Source organism: Nitrospina gracilis 3/211 (assembly GCF_000341545.2).
GTDB lineage: Bacteria > Nitrospinota > Nitrospinia > Nitrospinales > Nitrospinaceae > Nitrospina > Nitrospina gracilis.
Map to the genome: position 1 here is coordinate 1,695,509 of NZ_HG422173.1, position 19,788 is coordinate 1,715,296.

The window sequence follows — 19,788 nt, forward strand, 5'->3', positions numbered from 1 at the left end:
AATCCGTCGGCGACGCTGTCGCTCACCGGCGACGACCTGATCCAGATGGGCATCCGGCCGGGCTGTTTTCAAGACCGTGTTCAAGACGCTCCGCGATGCGCGCATCAACGGGCAGGTGCGCAACCGCGACGATGAGGTGGCGCTGGTCGAAAAAGAGTTTCTGAATTGAGATCCGCCCCTTGCCGGCCCATGCCTTATCCATTTGGATGTTCATGATTCCATTCCACCGTAGCCTGAGACTTCACCGATGAGCCGATGGATTGCGTTCCTCGACCGCCGTTTCCGCATCAGTGAGCAGGGCAGTACGCCGCTCACGGAAATGCGCGCCGGGACAGTGACGTTCCTCACCGCGTCGTACATCATCTTCGTGCAACCGGCGGTGATGGCGCAGGCCGGCATGGACTTCGGTGCGGTGATGACGGCGACCTGCCTTGCCGCGGCGCTGGGGTGCCTCATCATGGGTCTTGGCGCCAATTATCCGATCGCGCTTGCGCCCGGCATGGGCATCAATTTTTATTTCACCTACACCGTCGTCATGGGGCAGGGCATCCCGTGGCAGGTGGCGATGGGCGCGGTGTTTTTGTCCGGTATTGGGTTGATCCTGCTCACCGTGCTCCGCTTCCGCGAAGTCATCATCAACAGCCTGCCCAACGACATCAAGGTCGGCATCTCCGTCGGCATCGGTCTGTTCATTGCTTTCATCGGCTTTGTGCAGGGCGGGATCGTCATGGCGCATCCGGGCACCCTGGTGCAACTGGCCCCCTTGAATTCATTGCCCGCCATGTTCACCGTGGCAGGGGTGGGATTGATTGGAATCCTGCTCCAGAGAAAAATCAAGGGCGCCATCCTGATCGGCATGGGTGTGATGACACTCGCAGCTATGCCCTTCGGTCTCGTGAAATTCCACGGCGTGGTGTCCCTGCCCCCGGATTTGACTCCCACGCTGTTGCAACTGGACATCATGGGTGCGCTGGATCTGGGTCTGCTCACCATCGCCGCGGTGTTCCTGTTCGTCGATCTGTTCGACACCGCGGGCACGCTGGTGGGGGTGGGCCACCAGGGCGGGTTTCTGAAAGACGGGCGCCTGCCGCGCGTCAACCGGGCGTTGTGGCCGGATTCGGTGGCCACCACGGCGGGATCGGTGCTGGGCACCACCACCGTCACCTGCTACATCGAAAGCGCGGCGGGTGTCGCCGAGGGCGGGCGGACGGGTCTGGCCAGCGTGGTGACGGCGCTCCTCTTTCTGCTGGCCCTGTTTTTCGCGCCGCTGGCGAAAATGATCGGCGGCGGTTACCACCTCGACCACGACACGATTTTGTATCCCATCACCGCGCCGGTGCTCGTCATTGTCGGCGCCATGATGGCGGGGAACGTAACGTGCATCGACTGGAAGTCCTGGGACGAGGCCCTGCCGGCGTTTCTCATCATGATCGGCATGCCATTGACCTACAGCATCGCCGACGGCATGGCGCTGGGATTCATTCTCTACCCCGTAATCAAGGTGGCCTGTGGCAAGGTCCGACAGGTGCACTGGATCATGCATGTGATCGCCGTCATGTTCCTCCTGCGCTACCTTACCGTTTGAAGGGGAGGGCGGTTTTCGCCTGCCGGACTTGTGATATACTTGGAGCCGTTTTAGCAACAAACCACGTCTGATGCGTAACTGGAAAGGAACGGCCGACCTTGGCAAGCGTTGAATACCTGATCAAACAGTTTCTGAGTCCGGACAAACGGACTCTCGACCTCAGCAATTATCACATCGGTGACAAAGGCGTCGAGCAGTTGGTGGATTCGTCGCAGTTGAAACGCGGCAAGTTGCGCACCCTGCGCCTGCCAAACAACGACATCAGCGACGAAGGTGCGCGGGTTCTCGCGGAATGCGAGCACTTCAAGAACCTGCGCGAGCTGGAGTTGTACGGCAACGTCATCAGCGACGACGGGGTGAGAGCCATTGCCACCTCGCCTCATTTCGTCAAGCTCAAGAAGCTGGGGCTTTACGGCAACTTGATCGAGGACGAGGGTGCCATTGCCATTGCCGAGTCGGAGACTCTGACCAAGGTCACGCACCTGTTCATTACGGCCAACCGGATCCGCAAGGAAGGGATCGAGGCGCTCAAAAACGCCCGGTGCCGCACCCGTCTGTGCCACCTCCATGTGGACGACCTTTCCGATTTTGCGTTTGACGATGAGGATGAAGAGGAAGACGACGACGATTGACCAGGGGGAGGCTCCATGAAGCGCTGGCCGATTCTGCTGTTTGCGTTTTTACTGGTTCTTGGGTTCAGTCCGGTTTCCCAGGCACAGTTCTTCGATCGGGAGGACGTGTTCTCGAAAGAAGAAATCGATTACGAGAAGGTGTTCAAGGAAGGGTTGTCCGGCGGTGGACGCACACTGAAGTTGAATGGCAAGAAGATCGGCGACAAGGGGCTGGCCCTTCTTCTCGAAAAGGATTTCCTCAAAAAAGTCACAAGGCTGGATCTACGCTACAACGAAATCTCCGAACGCGGCGCGGCTATCCTGGCCCAATCCCCGGCGCTGGCCAATATCAAGAAACTCGAATTGCGGCACAATTACCTTTTGGACAAGGGAACGGTGGCGCTCGCCTCATCCAAAAACATGCCGAAGCTGGAGAATCTCGGTCTCAGCTTCAATGAAATCCGCGACGAGGGCGCCCTGGCGCTGGCCGAATCGCAGAGCTTTCCCAAACTGAAAAAACTCGACCTGCGCGGCAACTTCCTTGCCGACACCACAAAAGACACGCTTCAAAAAAAACTCGGCCACCTCAAGTCGCTGAAGTTGTTCTGATTTTGCTTTTTCAGGAGGATGCTGTTGAATGGCACGCGCCGCTTCAAAAAAAACCGCAGTTCGCAAATCAGCCCGCTCCTCCGCCCGCAAGAAACCGGCGTCCCGCACTTCCAAAACCGGTAAACTCGTAATTCTGGTCGGGACCCGCAAGGGAGCCTGGCTGTATCACGGCGACACCAAACGCAAAACCTGGAAGGTGAGCGGACCTCACTTTCTCGGCCAGATCATAAACCACATGGTGCTCGACCCGCGCGACGGGAAAACCCTGCTCGTCGCCGCGAGCACGGGTCACCTGGGACCGACCATATTCCGCTCCACCAACCTGGGACGCAAATGGGAAGAGGCGGCCGGGCCTCCGGCATTTGCCCGGTCCGAGAACGGCCGCTCCGTCGATCACACCTTTTGGCTGCAACCGGGGCATGCGAGCCAGCCCGGTGTGTGGTACGCGGGCACCTCGCCCCAGGGCCTGTTCCGCACTGAAGATGCCGGCAAGACCTGGGAGCCGTTTTCCAGCATCAACGACGATCCGCAGTTTTTGCGCTGGATGGGCACGGTGCAGGACGGCACGCCCGATGGACCCAAGCTGCACTCGATCATCATCGATCCGCGCGACCCGGATCACTTCTACTTCGCCATGTCCGGTGGCGGGGTGCACGAATCGTTCGATGGAGGTAAAACCTGGGAGGTTTTGATAAACGGACTGGATGTGGTCGATGGATTCGACCGCGGCGACCCCATGTTTCACGACCCGCATTGCGTGCGTCTGTGCCCGAGCAACCCCGACCGCCTCTACCAGCAGAACCACTGCGGCATTTACCGCCTGGACCGTCCGTCGAAAACGTGGGAACGCATCGGTAAAAAAATGCCGAAGAAGGTGGGCGACATCGGCTTTCCCATTGTGGTGCACCCGAGGGATGACAACACCGCGTGGGTGTTTCCGATGGATGGCGCTACCGTCTGGCCGCGAACTGCGGTGGAGGGCAAGCCCTGCGCCTACGTCAGCAGGAACGGCGGCAAAACCTGGAAGCGCCTCGATAACGGTTTTCCGGAAAGCCAGGCGTGGTGGACGGTGAAGCGGCAGGCGATGACCGGGGACCACGCGGATCCGGTCGGTTTGTATGTCGGGACGACCAGTGGCGAGTTGTGGATGAGCCGCGATGAGGGAAACAAATGGACCTGCATGGCGCGCCACCTGCCGGAAATCTATTCCGTGGAAGTGGCGGAGGCGGACTGACGGGCCGCAGCGGCACCCCTCTCCACTTTTAAACGAGGCAAACCATGAGGGTGCGGATTCCCAGCCCGCTCTTTTCATACACGGACCATCGGGACGTGGTCGAGGCCGAAGGCGCGACGCTGGCCGAGGTTTTGAACGATCTTGACCGCCGGTTCCCCGGTCTTCGATTTCGGGTGGTTGACGAGCAGGACCGCATGCGCCCGCATATGCGGTTCTTCGTCAACGGTGAGCAGGAGTTCGATCTGAACCGGCCGCTCCAACCCGCCGATGCCATCGACATCGTGCAGGCGCTGAGCGGCGGTTGAGGAACGAGGTCCCTCGCGGCCGGAGCACTGTCCTGCGAAAACGAGCTCTTTCCTTTCTGGTATTCAAACTTTCAGGAAATAGATTGCCGTCCTGGAAAGGGCCGGTGCGTCAGGCAATGTGGGTGATGCCCGAATCTTCGTCGAAGACGAAGGTGCCGCCTTCCGGGTCGCGGTAGTTGATTTCCTTCACTTCCCAGAGATGCTTCTTCATCACATCGGCTTCCGCGACATGATAACGGCCGTTCTCCTCCCGTTGCAGGAGCAGGTACTGGTTGTTGTCGTTGGACACGATGGTCCACGTTTTGAAATCGCTTTGCACGATCCCTTTATCGAAATCAATATGGATGATGTTCATTCTCTTTGATCACTCCCTGGAACAAACACGTTGATTGAGAAACAGGTTTGATGTCAGTAATGAATGTCGTTGGCCAGCTCCCTCGCCTTGGCCAGGGCGTGGCTTTTGGAGGGGTGCTGGATATCGCGGACCACCAGTTTGGCAAACTCCACGAGGGGATCGGTGGAACCGGTGATGGTATAGCCTTTTTGCTTGAGATAGTCAATCAATTCGGCTTCCTTTAGATGCGTTGCCAGGTTGCGGGCACGCGAACCGGATTCTTTCTTCGGACCTTTGGCCTCGCGCCGGGCATTTGAATTTCCGTTCTCAGGCAAATCCTTTTCGACAAGGATTTCCGGCGTGATGCCGTGCTGGTTGATGTCGATGCCCGAAGGCGTGTAGTACTTGGACGTGGTCAGGCGCAGGCCGGAACCGTCGCTCATGCGGAAGATGGTCTGCACCGATCCCTTGCCGTAGGAGGTTTCGCCCAGGATGAGCGCCTTGCCGGAGTCTTTCAGTGAGCCGGCGACGATCTCCGATGCACTGGCGCTTTGCTTGTTGATGAGCACCACGAGCGGAAGGTGGGTGAGCGTGTTCTTGTACAGCGCCTGGTAAGTCTGCATGTCGTTGCGGTCTCGGCCCCGGGTGTAGACGATCAATTCGCCCTTGTTCAGGAAGTGACTGGCCACCTTGACCGACTGGCTGAGCAGGCCGCCGGGATTGTTCCGCAGGTCCATGATGAAGGCGGTGATCCCTTCCTCCAGGGCCAGGTTCAAAGCCACCTGCAGCTGGTCGTTGGTCTGCTTGGAAAAACTGTTGATCGAAAGGTAACCGACCCCGTCGCCCATATTCTTGTATTCCACCGTTTCGATGGAGATGATTTCGCGCGTCAGGGTGATTTCCTTTGTAGAGCTGGTGGATGGTCGGAAAACCTGGATCTGCACTTTGGTGTTGGGGTATCCACGCAGGCGTTCCGCCAGTTCGTTGATCTGCATGCCTTCCACAGTCTGCCCGTCCACCTGGCTGATGATGTCCTTGGGCAGAATACCAGCACGTTCGGCGGGCGAATTCTTGAGCGTCCGCACGACCGTGAGTTTGAGGTCCTGCAAGGTGATCACCATGCCCACGCCGCCGTATTGGCCCTCCGTATCTCGCATCGACCGCTCGAAATCGCTTTTGTCCATGTACAGGGAGTAGGGGTCGAGAGAACTCATGAGCCCGATGATGGCCGCCTGCTCGATGTCTTTTTTCTTGAGCTGGCCCTGGTATTCGTTGGCGAGAAAGTAGTAAACGGACCGGAACGCCCCCATATTTTCATGACGGCTGAAACTGAGACGATAGCTCAGTCGGGTGTTGTTGTGCTTCAACACCTGCCCGGAATACACATCGGTTACGGTCAGGGTTTTCTCCGGTGCCTTGGCGATCATGCCCTGGATGCTGGATTCGAACAGGGTTTTGTAGTCGGGTGGGTACACGTAATTTCCCGCCACAAGGTCCAGCACCTCCTCGAAAACTTCCAGGTCGTCATCGAAAAATCCCGCGTGAGCGGACGTGGGCAGGGGAGACGGACCCGGTGCGGGATTCCACGGCGCGATCAGGGCGAGGGTCAGCGCCAGCGCGCCCAGAACCCCCAGCCATTTGCCGATGCCTGTCCGTTTGCCCGTTTTCATTGCGTCATCACTTTTTCAGAATGTCGTTGAAAATCACGATCAGGTTGTCCGTCATTTTTTTCACATCGCCGCCTGAAAGGCTGGGCGTCACCTTCAAAGTTTCGTTGATGATGATGGTCGGCGTCTCATCCACGCCGAACTCCTGCGCCAACTGCAACGACTTTTGCACCTTGTTGCGGATGCGCGGCGACTTCATTCCCTCCGTCATGGCTGCCTGAATGCCGAAATCCTGCGACAGCATGCTGATCACGCGCGGCTGGAACACGTTCACACCCAGTTGAAAGTTGGTATCAAACAGAGTCTTGGTGAATTTTTCTTCCATCCCCTGCTCGTCGGCGATGTAGAACGCCATTGCGGGGTAGGGGGTCTGCTGGCCCCAGTAGATTGGTTGCTTCTTGTGCAACAGCTGGCCTTTGAACTGTTTGTGCAGGCGTTTGGATTCATCCAGGAATCCGTAACAGTGGCCGCAGGAGTAATTGAAAAACTCCATGATTTCGATCTGCTTGATGTTTTCCAGGTTTTTCAGGTCGCCGATGATTTTGTAATGCCCGGCGATGTTCGGTCCGTCGGCCATAGCCGGTGTGGCGATGAAGCTGACAACCAGGATGAGAAGCGGGATGAATCGTTTCATTGAATACTCCATGTAGGCATGAGATCGGTCTATCAATTATAGTAGCAAACGGCCCGATCGGGGACCGTTAAAATTTATTAATGGCGGATTTTCGGCCAGTAGGTTTCGTAGTTGAAGTTGGGGCTATGCTTCGGAACGTGGCATTGCGAGCAGGCCCCGCGCGCCTCTTCGGCGAATCCGCCTTGCGGGGCCCGGCTGTGGTCGAGCCGCGCGCCGTGACACATTTCGCACTGCACGTTTTTCAATTCCGGTGTGTCGATTTCGCTGATGAACCCGCCGGGCTTTTCAAACCCCGTGGTGTGGCATTTCAGGCATTCAGGATCGAACGACTTGTTGACTTCTTTCAAGGTGGCGTAGGCGTGGGCGTGGCGCGAATCCGACCACGTTGCATGCGCGCCGGCATGGCAGGTTTTGCACGTCGATTCCGTGGCGTACACCTGCGTGCGGTCTTTCGCGCGTTTGGCTTTCAGTGTCTCGAAGAACAGGGCCTCAATTTCCTGGTTGTATTCGTCGTGCAGGGCGGTCATGCCGGCGTCATCCGGGATTTTCGAATCCAGCCGCACCATGCGGTGCTCATAGGTTTTCTTTTCGCCGTAGACTGTGACGCGCAGTTCTCCCATTTTCTGACCCAAAGGCGCGGCCTGCGCGAAAACCTTTTGACCCTTCCGCACCGCCTGCATGTCGATTGTGTCCGATTCGTCCTCGATGTGGCCGTTGATGACGACATCGACCCCGTCGATATCGACCAGCTTGAGCGCCTTCTTGCGCTCCATGTGAGTGAGGAGGACGACGACGTCAGGCTGTCCGCCTTGTGCGATCTCCGGCAGAAGGTCCCGCACCGCTGTCGCCGGGTCCTGCATTGTGATCTGACTGTGGCCGGAGACGTAGAACAGGTCCGGATCGGCCACCGCGAGCACCGCTACTTTGAGGCCGTTGTCATAGGTTTGGATGCGGTAGCGCGGCGGGTCCATGCCCTTGATCCGCATGTTGGAGGTGAGCCACGGGAGGCCCTCCTGCTTTTTTAGGAACTCGTTACCGTACAGCAGGTCGCGGTCGCCCAGCGTCACTGCGTCGTAGCCCATGCGCGCCATGGCGGACATCAGGTAACGGGCCTTGATGCGGCCCTGCCGGGTGGGTTCCTTGAAGTTGTCGCCAAGATCGACGAACAGGAGGGCATGGCCCTCCGGAACCACGCTTTTCAGATATCCCATCCTGCGTTCGATGCCGCCCTGGTCCTCTTCCTTCGCACAGCCGCAGGGTTTCAACTCGCCCAGCGTGTTGCCGGAAAAGACGATCAGCAATTCCTGCTGGGAAGAAGTGGGTTGCAGTTTTTGGGACGAAGCGTGCGACTCCGGCAGGGGCGAGCAGGCAACAAGCGCCCAGCCCAACCCGGCTAAAATAAATGACAATGCTATTCTCATCAGCATGTGCAGGGTGTTTCCATAACGGGATCAACGGGTTAAATGTATCGGAAATTCGGCTTCAAGGCAAACCTCTCAACCCATTCCTGCATCTTATATATAGCCGCCACCGCTACCCCTCCGAGGTTTATTTGGACCCCGCTTCCAAACGCGGTACCATGAAATCAGACTCATCACAGGTACTTCATGACCGAAAAGTTCGAAATTCACATGCACAGCAACTACTCCGACGGCGAATTCTCGCCCACGAAACTGGTCGACATAGCCCGCCACAACGGCGTCTCCATCCTGTCGCTCACCGACCACGATACTTTCTCCGGGATCCCGGAATTCATCGACGCTGGAGAAAAGGCGGGATTGATTGTGTTTCCGGGGATCGAGATGACCGTCAAGTACGGTGACCTGCAGTTGCATGTGCTCGGATATTTCAAGGACCTCGCCAGCATTCGGAGCGAGTTGTGGGACCGCGTTGAGACCATGAAAGCGCAACGCGAGGAACGCATGCGCACCATGATCGACAAGCTGAACGGCGTGGTGCCGGACCGCTTTCAGGGACAGATCACTTTTGAGAACGTGCAGAAAGCAGCGGAAGGCGTGCTGGCGCGGCCGCATCTCGCCCGCGAGATGGTGCGCCTCGGCATCGTCAAGCATACCGGCGAGGCGTTCGAAAAATACCTCGTTCAGTACAACGTCCAGCGCGAAAACATCCACGTCGATGACGCGCTGAAGCTGATGCGTGAGAGCGGCGGCGTGCCGGTCATCGCCCATCCCGGTGAGCGCACCTACGCGCTCCACCGCCCGGACAAGGGCATCGGCTTCGACGACATCCCGCCGCGCCTGGAAGAATTGAAAGCGATGGGGTTGATGGGATTGGAGGCAATCTATCCCTACCACGAGAAGACCGGCAAGGTCGGTTACTTCCTCAAGCTGGCGGAAGACCACGATATGATCGCCACCGGTAGCCGCGACTTCCATGGCTTCAACACGCACCAGACGCCCGACCTGCTGGGCACGACGAAGATGGAACCCGCCTTCCTCGAACGGTTCCGCCAGGCCTGGGGCTGATTGCCCGCGGCTTCCTTACCTGAAGATCAATTCGGAAAAATCAGAACAGCGGTTTTTGCGGCGTGTCGTTGGTGGACGACGGTGTGAGGCCGAAGTGGTGGAATGCGGCGTCGGTCACCACGCGGCCGCGGGGGGTACGGTGCAGGAGGCCGCACTGGATGAGAAACGGTTCGTACACGTCTTCGATGGTATCCCTCTCTTCGTTGATCGACGCCGCCAGGCTGTCGATGCCCACCGGCCCGCCCTTGAATTTCTCGATCATCGTGAGCAGGAGTTTGTGATCCATCTTGTCGAGGCCGATGCGGTCCACTTCCATCATCGCCAGCGCCTGTTCGGCGATGGGGCGGTGATGACGCCGTCGCCCTTCACCTGCGCGTAATCGCGCACGCGGCGGAGCAGGCGGTTGGCGATACGCGGCGTGCCGCGCGAACGTTGCGCCACCTCGCGCCCGCCGTCTTCCGTCATGTCCACCTTCAATATCTCCGCCGAGCGATGGACGATTTTTTCCAGGTCCTGCGGCGTGTAGTAATCGAGCCGGTGGACCACCCCGAAGCGGTCGCGTAAAGGCGAGGTCAGAAGACCCGCCCGCGTCGTCGCACCGATCAGGGTGAACGGCGGCAGGTCGAGCTTGATCGAACGCGCGCTCGGGCCCTGTCCGATCATGATGTCGAGTTTGAAGTCCTCCATCGCCGGATACAGAATCTCTTCAATGATGCGCGGCAGGCGATGGATCTCGTCGATGAACAGCAGGTCGCCTTCCTGCAGATTGGTGAGGAGCGCTGCGAGGTCGCCGGACTTCTCGATCACCGGACCCGACGTGCTGGTGAGCGCCGCGCCCATTTCCGATGCGATGATGTTCGCGAGCGTCGTCTTGCCCAGCCCCGGCGGACCGTAGAATAAAACGTGGTCGAGCGTCTCACCGCGCATCTTCGCCGCCGACAGGAAAATGGCGAGGTTCTCCTTCACCTTGTCCTGCCCGATGTATTCCGCGAACGTGCGCGGACGCAGGCTGGTTTCGAACTGCGCTTCCTGCGTGTCCAGCGTGTAACGGGTTTCGGGATTTTCGCGGTCGGGTTCCATGCTCATGAGGTCAGGACAGGCGGTTGAGGCTTTCCTTGATGAGGGTTTCGAGTGCCGGGGTGTCCGCCTGTTCCTCCCAGACCTGTTTCAACGCTTTCTCCGCGTCACCTTTTTTGTAACCGAGGTTGATGAGCGCCGAGAGCGCGTCTTCCAGCAGGCGGTGCGTCGTGCCCGCAGCAGGCGTTTCGCCCGACACCTTGTCCATCTTCGCCAGCTTGTCTTTTAATTCCAATACCAGACGCTCGGCGGTTTTGCGTCCCACCCCCGGCACGGTGCTGATTCGGGCCACGTCGTTTTTGGCGATGGCGTCCATCAGCTCGTCCACCGGCATGCCGGAAAGGATGGCGAGCGCCAGCTTCGGTCCCACTTTGTTGATGCCGATGAGCGTTTCAAAAATCTGTTTCTCCTCCTCGCGAAGGAAGCCGTAGAGCTTGAACGTATCTTCCTTGTGGTAGCTGTGGATGAGGAGCGTCACCGGTTGTCCGGTCTCCGGCAGTTCGTAATAGTTGTTGAGCGAGACGAAGGCTTCGTAGCCGACTCCGTGCACATCGACGATCACGGAAACGGGCGTCTTGCGGGCGAGGGTGCCGTTCAAATGCGCGATCATGGTTTCATCTCCGAGAGGACAGGGCTTCTTTCAATCGGTTGGAGGTTCCGTGGTTGTGCAGGTGGCAGATGGCCACCGCCAGCGCGTCCGAGGCGTCCAACGGCTCGGGTTTTTCCTTGAGGCGGAGCAGGGTGGTGACCATGTCCCGCACCTGGTTTTTGTCGGCGCGTCCGTAACCGACGATGGACAACTTCACTTCGAGCGGTGTGTATTCAGCGACCGTCAGGCTGGCGTTGACCGCCGCCAGCAGGGCCACGCCGCGCGTCTGCCCGAGTTTGATGGTGGACTGGGCGTTGACAGCAAAAAACAGATCTTCGATGGCGACGATCTCCGGCTTGTACTCGCCGATGACGCGGGTGAGGTCGTCGTAGATGGTTTTCAACCGGTCGGGGAAGGGGGTGCGGCTTTTGGACTTGATGCTTCCCCAGTGAATGCTTTTCAGGGTGTTGCGGCCCGACTCGACAATGCCGTATCCGGTGCAGTTGCTGCCGGGGTCGATGCCGAGAACACGCATGGGTGGTTTTCCCGTAGGTTGAGTTTCCGTTCCGCGCCGGGAGGAGAGGTCCGGGCGGTCAAGCGCTTTCGTCGATGGCGGCCATCACCTCTTCCGGGATGTCGAAATTGGAATAGGCTTTCTGCACGTCATCGTGGTCGTCGAGCAGGTCCATGAGTTTCAGGACCGCGCGTCCGTTTTGTTCGTCCACCGGCACGGTGTTCTGCGGGATGGCGGTGATCTCCGCGAATTCGGTCGGAACGTTTTTGTCTTTCAGCGCCTGGTGCACGGTCTCGAAGTTTTCCATGGAGGTGGTGATCTCATACTGCTCGCCGGTGTTCTGCATGTCGTCCGCGCCCGCTTCCAGCGCCAGTTCCATCATGGCGTCCTCGTCCATCGCGTCGCTTTTGACGAGGATCAACCCTTTCTTCTCGAATATCCAGTTGACGCATCCGTTCTCGCCCATATTGCCGCCGTTCTTGCCAAGCAAGGCGCGGATTTCCCCGACCGTGCGGTTTTTGTTGTCGGTCATGACCTCGATGAGGATGGCGACGCCGCCGGGTCCGTATCCCTCATACGTGATTTCCTCGTAACTCGCGCCTTCCAGCTCGCCCGTGCCTTTCTTGATGGCGCGGTTGATGTTGTCCTGCGGCATGTTTTGCTCTTTGGCCGCGGCGATGGCGGTGCGCAGGCGCGGGTTGGCGTTGGCATCGCCCCCGCCCAGCCGTGCGGCGACGGTGATTTCTTTAATCAGTTTGGTGAAGATCTTGCCGCGCTTGGCGTCGGCGGCGCCCTTCTTGTGCTTGATGGTGGACCACTTGGAATGACCGGACATGTGCTTAACTTCCTGAATGAATTGACTCTTCCCGGCTAAAATAGCACAAATTCAAAAGCTCGGCAAATAAAGGTCGAATCGGAAAACGGCTGGAGGTTTCGCGTTGCAATCAAATGCGAATGCCGTTACCGTGGCGCGGTTGCGCGTACCGGAAGGTTGGGTATAACATGGTGTAACTAAAACGTTTTTGAGTTCTTGCATGGACGACCGCACTCAGGACCAAGCCGAATCCGAGGCCCCGAAAACCAAAATGGTCCAAATCCTGTGGAACGGACGCGAGCCGATCCAGGCCCGTGCCGGAGAGACCATCGTGCACGCGTTGTGGAACGCGGGGCAGGGGAAACTCGTGCGGACGGGATGCGTCGGCGGCGTCTGCGGAGCCTGCACGGTGACAGTGCGCCTGCCTGACGGTCAACCCAGCACCACGGACCTGGCCTGCATGTGCCCGGTGCAGGACGGCATGCAGGTGTTTCCTTTCGCGGTGAACGCCATCCCGCCGGTCGAACCGAAAGCCGGAGCGACGGCCGACGACCTGCGTGTCGCGTACCCGACGCTCGACCGTTGCACCAAGTGCGGCAGTTGCACCGTGGCGTGTCCGATGTCGATCCCAGTGATGGAATCGGTCCTGCGCATGCAGAAAGGCGAGTTCGACCAGGTGGCGGAAGACTTCACCACCTGCATCCACTGTGGCCTGTGCCGCGCGGTGTGCGAAGACAAGGTGAAGCCGCATAACATGGGCCTCTGGGTGCGGCGCTCCCTCGGTATGGGCACCGACCCAGCGGCTCTGGAAGAAAAAATCGCGGCACAGCAGGTGGACGGCGCGCAGGCCGAATGGGATTGCCTGATGAACGCCGATCCCGAGGAACGGCTCGCCCGCGCCAAAGAGATCCGCACGAACGGGAGGTTGGCATGAGCTTGGACTGGGCGGCGGAATCGATCGAACACGTCAACCGCACCCGTGCCGCGCGCAAGAACGAAAACTTTCCGGACTTGAGTGAGGACGATGCGAATGGATTGATCCGCGCCCACCACCCGGATTACGTCGGTGCCGAACGGCAGGTCAAGGTGGGGGCCAATGCCAACAGCGGTGAGTTTCCCCTGGAACTGGCGGCGCTGCTGGAATCGGACAGTCCCCTGCCCGCCGGCTTCGAACCGAAAGTGGACATTGAAACCGATGTGCTTATCATCGGTGGTGGCGGTGCGGGCGTGGCGGCGGCGCTGGGACTCGAAAACTCCGGGCTGACCGTGCACCTGGCAACCAAGCTCCGGCTGGGCGACTCCAACACCGTCATGGCCGAGGGCGGCATCCAGGCGGCGCTCGGTCCCGACGACTCTCCACAACGCCATTTCGCCGATGCCTACGTCGGCGGTCACGGCAAGAACGATCCCGATCTTCTTAAAATTCTGTGCGAATCCGGGCCGCCCAGCATCCTGTGGCTGGTGCAGTTGGGGGTGATGTTCGATCCGGGCGACAACGGCCTGTTTCGCATGAAGGCGGGCGGCGGCACCTCCGTGCCGCGGGTGATGGCGTGCCGCGACTACACCGGGCTCGAGATCATGCGCGTCCTGCGCGACGCGGTGATGGGCGGCGGTACGAAATTTCTCGAGAACGAAGCGGCGGTGGAACTCGTCGACGACGGGAACGGCCAGGTGACGGGTGCGGTGTTGTGGAATACCGAGACTGGAAAACTCACCACCGTGTCGGCCCGGGCGGTGATCCTCGCCACCGGCGGCAGCGGTCAGTTGCGTTTCCAGAATTTTCCGACCAGCAACCACATGGGCGCGACCGGCGACGGCCTCATCCTCGCCTACAGGCAGCACTGTTCGCTGGTGCACCTGGAAAGCTATCAGTACCATCCGTCCGGTGCGGCGTACCCGGAAGCGCTGGCGGGCCAACTGGTCACCGAATCCATTCGTGCCAGTGGAGCGCAGATATTGAACGCCAAGGGCGAGCGGTTCGTGAACGAACTCACCTACCGCGACGTGGTCGCAGCGGCGATTATAAATGAAGCGGCGGAAGGCCGCGCTGTAGCAACCCCACACGGACGCCAGGGCGTGTGGCTGGACACGCCGATGATCGATCTGTTGAAAGGCGAGGGCACGCTTGTGAAACAGTTCCCCGGCCTCATCCACCGGTTCAAACGGTACGGCATCGATCCCGTCCGCCAGCCGGTGCTCATCTACCCGACGCTCCATTACCAGAATGGAGGGGTGAAGGTGGACACTCAATGTAGAACCGAGCGTCCCGGACTGTGGGCGGCGGGGGAGGTGACCGGCGGCCTGCATGGCACCAACCGGTTGATGGGCAACTCGCTTCTTGATATCATTGTGTTCGGAAGGCGTGCCGCCGAATCCGTGCAGAGCAATCTGCCGGAACGAAGCAGTGTGACGCTCTCCGCGCTCAACCGGTTTCGCAAGGCGCTTGGGAATGTGCCCGAAGCACACGGCCGCACGGCACCGCAGTTGTATCCGTTGGCCTCCAACCTGAAGTTCGAAGCCGCACCCGCACCTGAAGCGATGGCGGAACCTAAGGTGCAAGGCGGCGCGTTCAACCTTTCGGAACCCCCTGACCCGTTCGCGGGCCGGTGAGCAAGAGACAACCCAGTTTGCTGGTATCCCTCAACCCTGCGGCGCGCCCCGCCGCCCAGCCGAAACGGATCCCGTCATGACCGACACCCAATCATCCGCATCCAATCACCCTGTAAAGCGCGTCACCGTGCGCCGCGGTCGCAGGCAGTGGCGCAACGTGCCGACGCGGGCGCTGGCGCTGGCCATCCGCCAGGGCAAACTGCGCCGCGACGACGAGTTTTCCCTCGACGGCACGCGCTGGAGTCGACTGGACGCAAACCCAAAGCTGGCTGCCCTGTTTCCCGAGCCGGCAGGGGCGAACGTGTTTCATCCGGTCACGCCACCGAAAGTGGAAGCGCAGTTGGACGAACTCGCCCGTCTCATGCGCGACATCAATCAATAAGCCCGGAAACGCATGGAACCCATCTCAACGCTTCTCGTTTTATTGCTGGTGGGAGGCGGAATCTGGTTTTTCTTAAAAAAGGGAAGGGGACCCTTGTTCCCGGTCCCAGTGTGGTGTCGGTCCTGAGGCAACTGGGCAACGAGTACAGGGTCATCGAAAACGCCACCGTGCCCACACCAGACGGCATCATTCAAATCGATTACCTGGTGGTGTCGCCGTACGGCCTGTTTGTCATCAATGAGCGTAACGATTCCGGCCGCGTGCGCGTGCAGGCGGGGCAACGCGAGTGGGAAGTGCGCGGCATGGGTGGCGGGCTCATTTACAACCCGCTGTGGCGCAATCGGCAGGCCATCAACCACATCGAAAACAAGCTGGGCGATCTGCCCATCGCGTCTTTGGTGGTGTTTCCAAATGCGAAGCTGGAAGGGATTCCGGACGGAGAGGTGGTCACCGGACGGCAGTTGCTGCCTGCCATCCGAAAAGCGCGGCACGAGGTTTTGAGCGCGGAACAGCAGGAGTCGGTGCTGACGTGGTTCGGCGAACGGTGAGGTTGGGGTGGGCCCTCAAACGATGAGGTCGATCAGGCTTCCCGTCGAAGAGTTCTGAGAGCCCCCGACTGACAGGTGTAGCAGGTTGATCAGGGCCTGGCTCTGTGCTTCCGTGGCTTTGAGGGCCAGCTGCAACGCCTCCGCGGAAGTCTGTACCGCTTGTGGCGCCGTACTGGCGGCAGTTGAGGTGCTTACGGAATCAACCATGATGCGGGTCCTTAAATGTGGATAAAATCTTCCCTTATCTCTGCTTTACGGCAGGTTGTGAGAAAACTTGAGGGTTTTTTTGTCGGAATAAGCAAAAAAGACCGGTTTTTTGAATTTGCATCGGATCCAGTCCTTGGACGGGGCCGGGCCTTGGGATACAATTCCTTTTCATAAAATTATTTACAGACCGGAAATTGAAGGAACGAGCATTATGAAGATGCGTTGGACGTGGTGTTGGGTTACCTGTGGATTGATCCTGTCGGCCCTGGCTGGCCCGGCGTGGGCGGGGGACGATTTCAAAACCAGCAGCAAGTTTTATAAAGGCGGGGCACCCAAGAACTGCCCCATCGACAAAACCACCATCTGCACCATGGAAATCTGGCTGGAGTTCAAGCACAAGAAGAACAAAAAGCAGTTGTGGCAGGTGCTCAAGGACAAACACATCAAGGTGCTCGGCCACACTATCCAGTTCTGGCGGCCGCGCGGCGGGCATCCGCCGACCAACATCGCCATCGGCGGCGGCCTCAGTGCGGAAGACGCCCGCTGGGCCATCGAGTTCGCCCTCAAGTACAATGACAATATCGACGGCCTCATCTTCCAGCGCCTGAATCCGCCGCATTACGTGGCCGTGGCCACTTCCGCCTGGGACGCCAAATCCGAGACCAAGATCACCCCTGAACAACTGGAGCAGTTGCGTGATCCCAAGCTGACCACCCCGGAGTTCCACGCGCTGTACGTGAAACTGACCGGGGAGAAGGAAAAGGGGATGCCTTTTTATTGAGTTGAGGGAAGTTCCACAACCGATCGGAGCCCGCTTGGACGCTTTTTCCGGGCCGATGAGTTTCTGTGAAAAGTTTGACAAATTTTTATGGATTTGATAGAAGCAACACTTCTGGCACCGATTGGGTCCCACCGGTTCAAATATTTGTTTTTTCGTATAAAAGGCAGGGACGTTTTACAAAGGGCGTATCCCGGGCGTCCACTTCCAGGTTCTCTGTATCCTGTCCACCACTTTCATATCAATAAGGAAGGTCCGGCACCATGCCTGATTTAGGTTGGATCCACATTCTCGTTGCCCAGGCGGAAGGGCAGCAACCCGAGCCGCCCGGCGGCGCGCTTTCGTTTCTGCCGCCGCTCATCATCATGTTCCTCATTTTCTATTTCGTGCTCATTCGCCCGGAACAGAAAAAGCAAGCCAAAGCCCGCCAGATGCTCAACGAACTGAAGGAAGGCGAGAACATCATCACCCTGAGCGGCATTCACGGCACCATCAAGAAGATCAAGGACGATGTGGTGACACTTCAGGTCGCGGACAACGTGCGCATCAAGATCGAGCGTTCCGCCATCGGCCGCGTCAAAGGCACGAGCGAATCCCGCCCCGAAGGCAAAAAAGACAAAGATAAAGACAAAGACAAAGACAAAGACGAAAAAGACCAAGAGTGAGTTTCTGACGGCCTGATATGTTTCGCGACCTCAAATGGAAAATCCCGCTGATCTTTGCCGTGCTTTTGGGCGCGGTTTGGCTGGCGTACCCGGTGGATGAGAAGATCAACCTCGGGCTCGACCTGCAGGGAGGCATGCACCTCGTGCTGGAGGTGCAGACTGAGAAGGCGGTGGAAAGTGCCCTCGAGCAGAGGGCCGACGACATCAAGCGCGCCCTGCAGGATGAGGACATCGAACTCGAACGTGTGTTTGCCCTGCAGGAGGACATGACCGTCCACATCATCCTGGTCGATACGATCGACGCCCCCACCACCACCGAAGCAGTCAAGAGCTACCCGAACATGAAACTGCTGGGCACGGAGCGGGACGGGCTGGAACTGATCTACCAGGTCACGCCGGAAGAAATCAAATTCATCAAGGAAAATGCGGTCCAGCAGGCGTTGGAGACCATCCGCAACCGCGTGGACCAGTTCGGTGTCTCCGAACCCGCCATTCAGGTGCAGGGCGAGCGGCGCATTCTGGTGCAATTGCCGGGTATCGAGGAGCCGGAGCGGGCCATCAACCTGATCGGCAAGACCGCGCGGCTGGAGTTCAAGGCCGTGGACGAGTCGATGAGTCCCCAGCAGGCTCTGAATGAAGGCGCCCCCATGGGGAGTGAGGTGCTGTACCAGCGCATCGAAAACGAGGAAACCGGTGAGGTGACGAAAGAGCCCTATCTCATAAAGGAACGCCCCATCATGACGGGCGACACCCTCACCGCCGCGGAAGTCCGCTTCGACAACCAGTTCAACGAACCGTATGTCGCGCTCACCTTCAACAGCCTGGGCGGCCAGCAGTTTTACCAGCTTTCAAAGGATCACCTCGGCAAGCGCGTCGCCATCGTTCTCGACAACAACGTCTATTCCGCGCCGGTGATTCGTGAAGAGATTCCCGGCGGCCGCGCCCAGATCACGGGACGTTTCACCACCAACGAGGCGCGGGACCTGGCCATAGCACTTCGCGCCGGCGCGCTGCCGGCGCCGGTGATCATACTCGAAAACCGCACCATCGGCCCGTCCCTCGGCCGCGACTCGGTGGAAGCGGGCGTGACCTCGATCGCTGCCGGTTTTGTGATGGTGCTGATTTTCATGATGATCTACTACCGCCTTTCGGGCGTGATCGCGGTGACCGCGCTGTTCCTGAACCTCGTTTTGTTGCTGGGGGCGCTCGCCTATTTCGGCGCTTCGCTCACATTGCCGGGCATCGCAGGCATCATTCTGACCGTCGGCATGGCGGTCGATGCCAACGTGCTGGTATTTGAACGCATTCGCGAGGAAATCCGCATCGGCAAACCCGTGCGTGCCGCCATCGAGGCGGGATTCGCCAAAGCACTCAGCACCATCGTGGATGCCAACGTCACCACCTTCATTGCCGCCATCGTGCTGTTCCAGTTCGGAACCGGGCCGATCAAGGGCTTCGCCATCACTCTGTGCATCGGCATCGCGGCCAGCATGTTCACTGCGGTGTTTGTGAGCAGAACCGTTTTCGATTCCGCCATGGCGCGGAAAAAGATCAACACCCTCAGCATCGGCTAGAGAGACCCAGGCAGGCATATGGAACTGATCAAAAAAGAAACCCGATTCGACTTCATGGGCAAGATCAAGGGCGCCATGATTTTTTCCGGCCTGTTGATCCTGATCAGCCTCGCTTCCATTGCCGTGCATGGTGGGCTGAAATACGGCATCGACTTCGCCGGCGGCACGCTGGTGCAGTTGCGCTTTGCCACGCCGCCCTCCATCGACAGCATCCGGGCCGGGTTGAAGGATGTCGGACTGGGCGACAGCACCATCCAGGAATTCGGCACAAAGAACGATATCCTCATTCAACTTGAAGGTTCGGAAGAACAGTTACAGGAAATCGGCTCGCAGGTGACCAGCGCACTGGAAAAAAGCCTCGGCATCACCGGAATCGAGGTGGAGCGCGTGGAGATGGTCGGCCCCAAGGTGGGCCAGGACCTCCGGCAGAAGGCGGTGTTGTCCATCATCTATGCCATCATCGGCATCGTCATTTACATCTCCTGGCGGTTTGAGTTCCAGTATGCGATCGCCGCTATCATCGCGCTCATCCATGACGTCACCATCACGATGGGGGCGTTTTCCG

General features: G+C 59.0%; 21 protein-coding genes and 2 pseudogenes. 14 read left to right on the forward strand and 9 right to left on the reverse strand.

From position 1 onward, the window contains the following. Positions 1-22 precede the first annotated feature (22 nt). A complete protein-coding gene (locus TX82_RS16525; protein ID WP_222822992.1) occupies positions 23-214 on the reverse strand; it encodes a hypothetical protein in 192 nt (63 codons plus the stop codon). A 33-nt stretch (positions 215-247) separates the two neighbouring features. Here TX82_RS16525 and TX82_RS08010 point away from each other — a divergent pair, with 33 nt between their 5' ends. The 5 genes from TX82_RS08010 to TX82_RS08030 all read left to right on the forward strand — a co-directional run bounded on the left by TX82_RS08010 (position 248) and on the right by TX82_RS08030 (position 4,344). Further along, on the forward strand, positions 248-1,585 hold the full coding sequence (locus tag TX82_RS08010) for an NCS2 family permease (protein ID WP_005009163.1): 1,338 nt from the start codon (positions 248-250) through the stop codon (positions 1,583-1,585). 98 nt (positions 1,586-1,683) lie between these two features. Next, positions 1,684-2,217 carry a leucine-rich repeat domain-containing protein gene (locus tag TX82_RS08015; RefSeq protein ID WP_005009169.1) on the forward strand — a complete coding sequence of 178 codons (534 nt, stop codon included), beginning with the start codon at positions 1,684-1,686 and terminating at the stop codon, positions 2,215-2,217. A gap of 15 nt (positions 2,218-2,232) precedes the next feature. After that, positions 2,233-2,805, forward strand: a complete 573-nt coding sequence (locus tag TX82_RS08020; RefSeq protein ID WP_005009171.1) for a leucine-rich repeat domain-containing protein — start codon at positions 2,233-2,235, stop codon at positions 2,803-2,805. A gap of 28 nt (positions 2,806-2,833) precedes the next feature. Beyond that, the gene (locus TX82_RS08025) at positions 2,834-4,039 is read left to right on the forward strand and encodes a WD40/YVTN/BNR-like repeat-containing protein (protein WP_005009176.1); all 1,206 of its coding nucleotides are present in this window, start codon (positions 2,834-2,836) and stop codon (positions 4,037-4,039) included. 44 nt (positions 4,040-4,083) lie between these two features. Then, a complete protein-coding gene (locus TX82_RS08030; RefSeq protein ID WP_042250891.1) occupies positions 4,084-4,344 on the forward strand; it encodes a MoaD/ThiS family protein in 261 nt (86 codons plus the stop codon). Positions 4,345-4,453: 109 nt separating this feature from the next. Here TX82_RS08030 and TX82_RS08035 read toward each other — a convergent pair whose 3' ends face one another. From TX82_RS08035 to TX82_RS08050, 4 genes are all read right to left on the reverse strand, one after another. Next, entirely contained in the window at positions 4,454-4,699 is a 246-nt protein-coding gene (locus TX82_RS08035) for a hypothetical protein (RefSeq protein WP_005009184.1), read from the reverse strand. A gap of 53 nt (positions 4,700-4,752) precedes the next feature. Continuing rightward, entirely contained in the window at positions 4,753-6,348 is a 1,596-nt protein-coding gene (locus TX82_RS08040; RefSeq protein WP_005009186.1) for a S41 family peptidase, read from the reverse strand. A 7-nt stretch (positions 6,349-6,355) separates the two neighbouring features. After that, positions 6,356-6,979 (reverse strand): DsbA family protein, encoded by a 624-nt coding sequence (locus TX82_RS08045; RefSeq protein WP_005009187.1) that lies wholly within the window; start codon positions 6,977-6,979, stop codon positions 6,356-6,358. 77 nt (positions 6,980-7,056) lie between these two features. Then, positions 7,057-8,406, reverse strand: coding sequence for a multiheme c-type cytochrome (locus tag TX82_RS08050; RefSeq protein WP_005009188.1), 1,350 nt, complete (start codon positions 8,404-8,406; stop codon positions 7,057-7,059). A 180-nt stretch (positions 8,407-8,586) separates the two neighbouring features. Between TX82_RS08050 and TX82_RS08055 the strand changes: the two genes are divergently transcribed. Continuing rightward, the gene (locus TX82_RS08055; protein WP_005009189.1) at positions 8,587-9,465 is read left to right on the forward strand and encodes a PHP domain-containing protein; all 879 of its coding nucleotides are present in this window, start codon (positions 8,587-8,589) and stop codon (positions 9,463-9,465) included. A 40-nt stretch (positions 9,466-9,505) separates the two neighbouring features. Here the strand turns inward: TX82_RS08055 and ruvB are convergent. From ruvB to TX82_RS08075, 4 genes and pseudogenes are all read right to left on the reverse strand, one after another. Then, positions 9,506-10,545: pseudogene (gene ruvB, locus TX82_RS08060) on the reverse strand (Holliday junction branch migration DNA helicase RuvB). Positions 10,546-10,555: 10 nt separating this feature from the next. Beyond that, positions 10,556-11,152: a Holliday junction branch migration protein RuvA gene (ruvA, locus tag TX82_RS08065; RefSeq protein WP_005009190.1), complete on the reverse strand. Its 597-nt coding sequence runs from the start codon at positions 11,150-11,152 to the stop codon at positions 10,556-10,558. A gap of 4 nt (positions 11,153-11,156) precedes the next feature. Then, on the reverse strand, positions 11,157-11,666 hold the full coding sequence (gene ruvC, locus TX82_RS08070; protein ID WP_005009191.1) for a crossover junction endodeoxyribonuclease RuvC: 510 nt from the start codon (positions 11,664-11,666) through the stop codon (positions 11,157-11,159). Positions 11,667-11,724: 58 nt separating this feature from the next. Further along, positions 11,725-12,480, reverse strand: a complete 756-nt coding sequence (locus TX82_RS08075) for a YebC/PmpR family DNA-binding transcriptional regulator (RefSeq protein WP_005009192.1) — start codon at positions 12,478-12,480, stop codon at positions 11,725-11,727. A 199-nt stretch (positions 12,481-12,679) separates the two neighbouring features. Here TX82_RS08075 and TX82_RS08080 point away from each other — a divergent pair, with 199 nt between their 5' ends. The 8 genes and pseudogenes from TX82_RS08080 to TX82_RS08115 form a co-directional block, all read left to right on the forward strand. After that, positions 12,680-13,393, forward strand: a complete 714-nt coding sequence (locus TX82_RS08080; protein ID WP_005009195.1) for a 2Fe-2S iron-sulfur cluster-binding protein — start codon at positions 12,680-12,682, stop codon at positions 13,391-13,393. Continuing rightward, a complete protein-coding gene (locus TX82_RS08085; protein WP_005009196.1) occupies positions 13,390-15,069 on the forward strand; it encodes an FAD-binding protein in 1,680 nt (559 codons plus the stop codon). The genes TX82_RS08080 and TX82_RS08085 overlap by 4 nt, the downstream gene beginning before the upstream one ends. A gap of 76 nt (positions 15,070-15,145) precedes the next feature. Beyond that, positions 15,146-15,451 carry a hypothetical protein gene (locus TX82_RS16250; protein ID WP_005009197.1) on the forward strand — a complete coding sequence of 102 codons (306 nt, stop codon included), beginning with the start codon at positions 15,146-15,148 and terminating at the stop codon, positions 15,449-15,451. A 113-nt stretch (positions 15,452-15,564) separates the two neighbouring features. Then, complete coding sequence (locus TX82_RS16255) at positions 15,565-15,999, forward strand: nuclease-related domain-containing protein (RefSeq protein ID WP_187291939.1); 435 nt, start codon at positions 15,565-15,567, stop codon at positions 15,997-15,999. A 418-nt stretch (positions 16,000-16,417) separates the two neighbouring features. Next, a complete protein-coding gene (locus tag TX82_RS08100) occupies positions 16,418-16,987 on the forward strand; it encodes a hypothetical protein (protein ID WP_005009203.1) in 570 nt (189 codons plus the stop codon). A 260-nt stretch (positions 16,988-17,247) separates the two neighbouring features. Then, entirely contained in the window at positions 17,248-17,649 is a 402-nt protein-coding gene (gene yajC, locus TX82_RS08105) for a preprotein translocase subunit YajC (RefSeq protein ID WP_005009205.1), read from the forward strand. 17 nt (positions 17,650-17,666) lie between these two features. Further along, positions 17,667-19,223: a protein translocase subunit SecD gene (gene secD / locus TX82_RS08110; RefSeq protein ID WP_005009207.1), complete on the forward strand. Its 1,557-nt coding sequence runs from the start codon at positions 17,667-17,669 to the stop codon at positions 19,221-19,223. 18 nt (positions 19,224-19,241) lie between these two features. Next, a pseudogene (locus tag TX82_RS08115) lies at positions 19,242-19,788 on the forward strand (protein translocase subunit SecF); the annotation flags it as partial.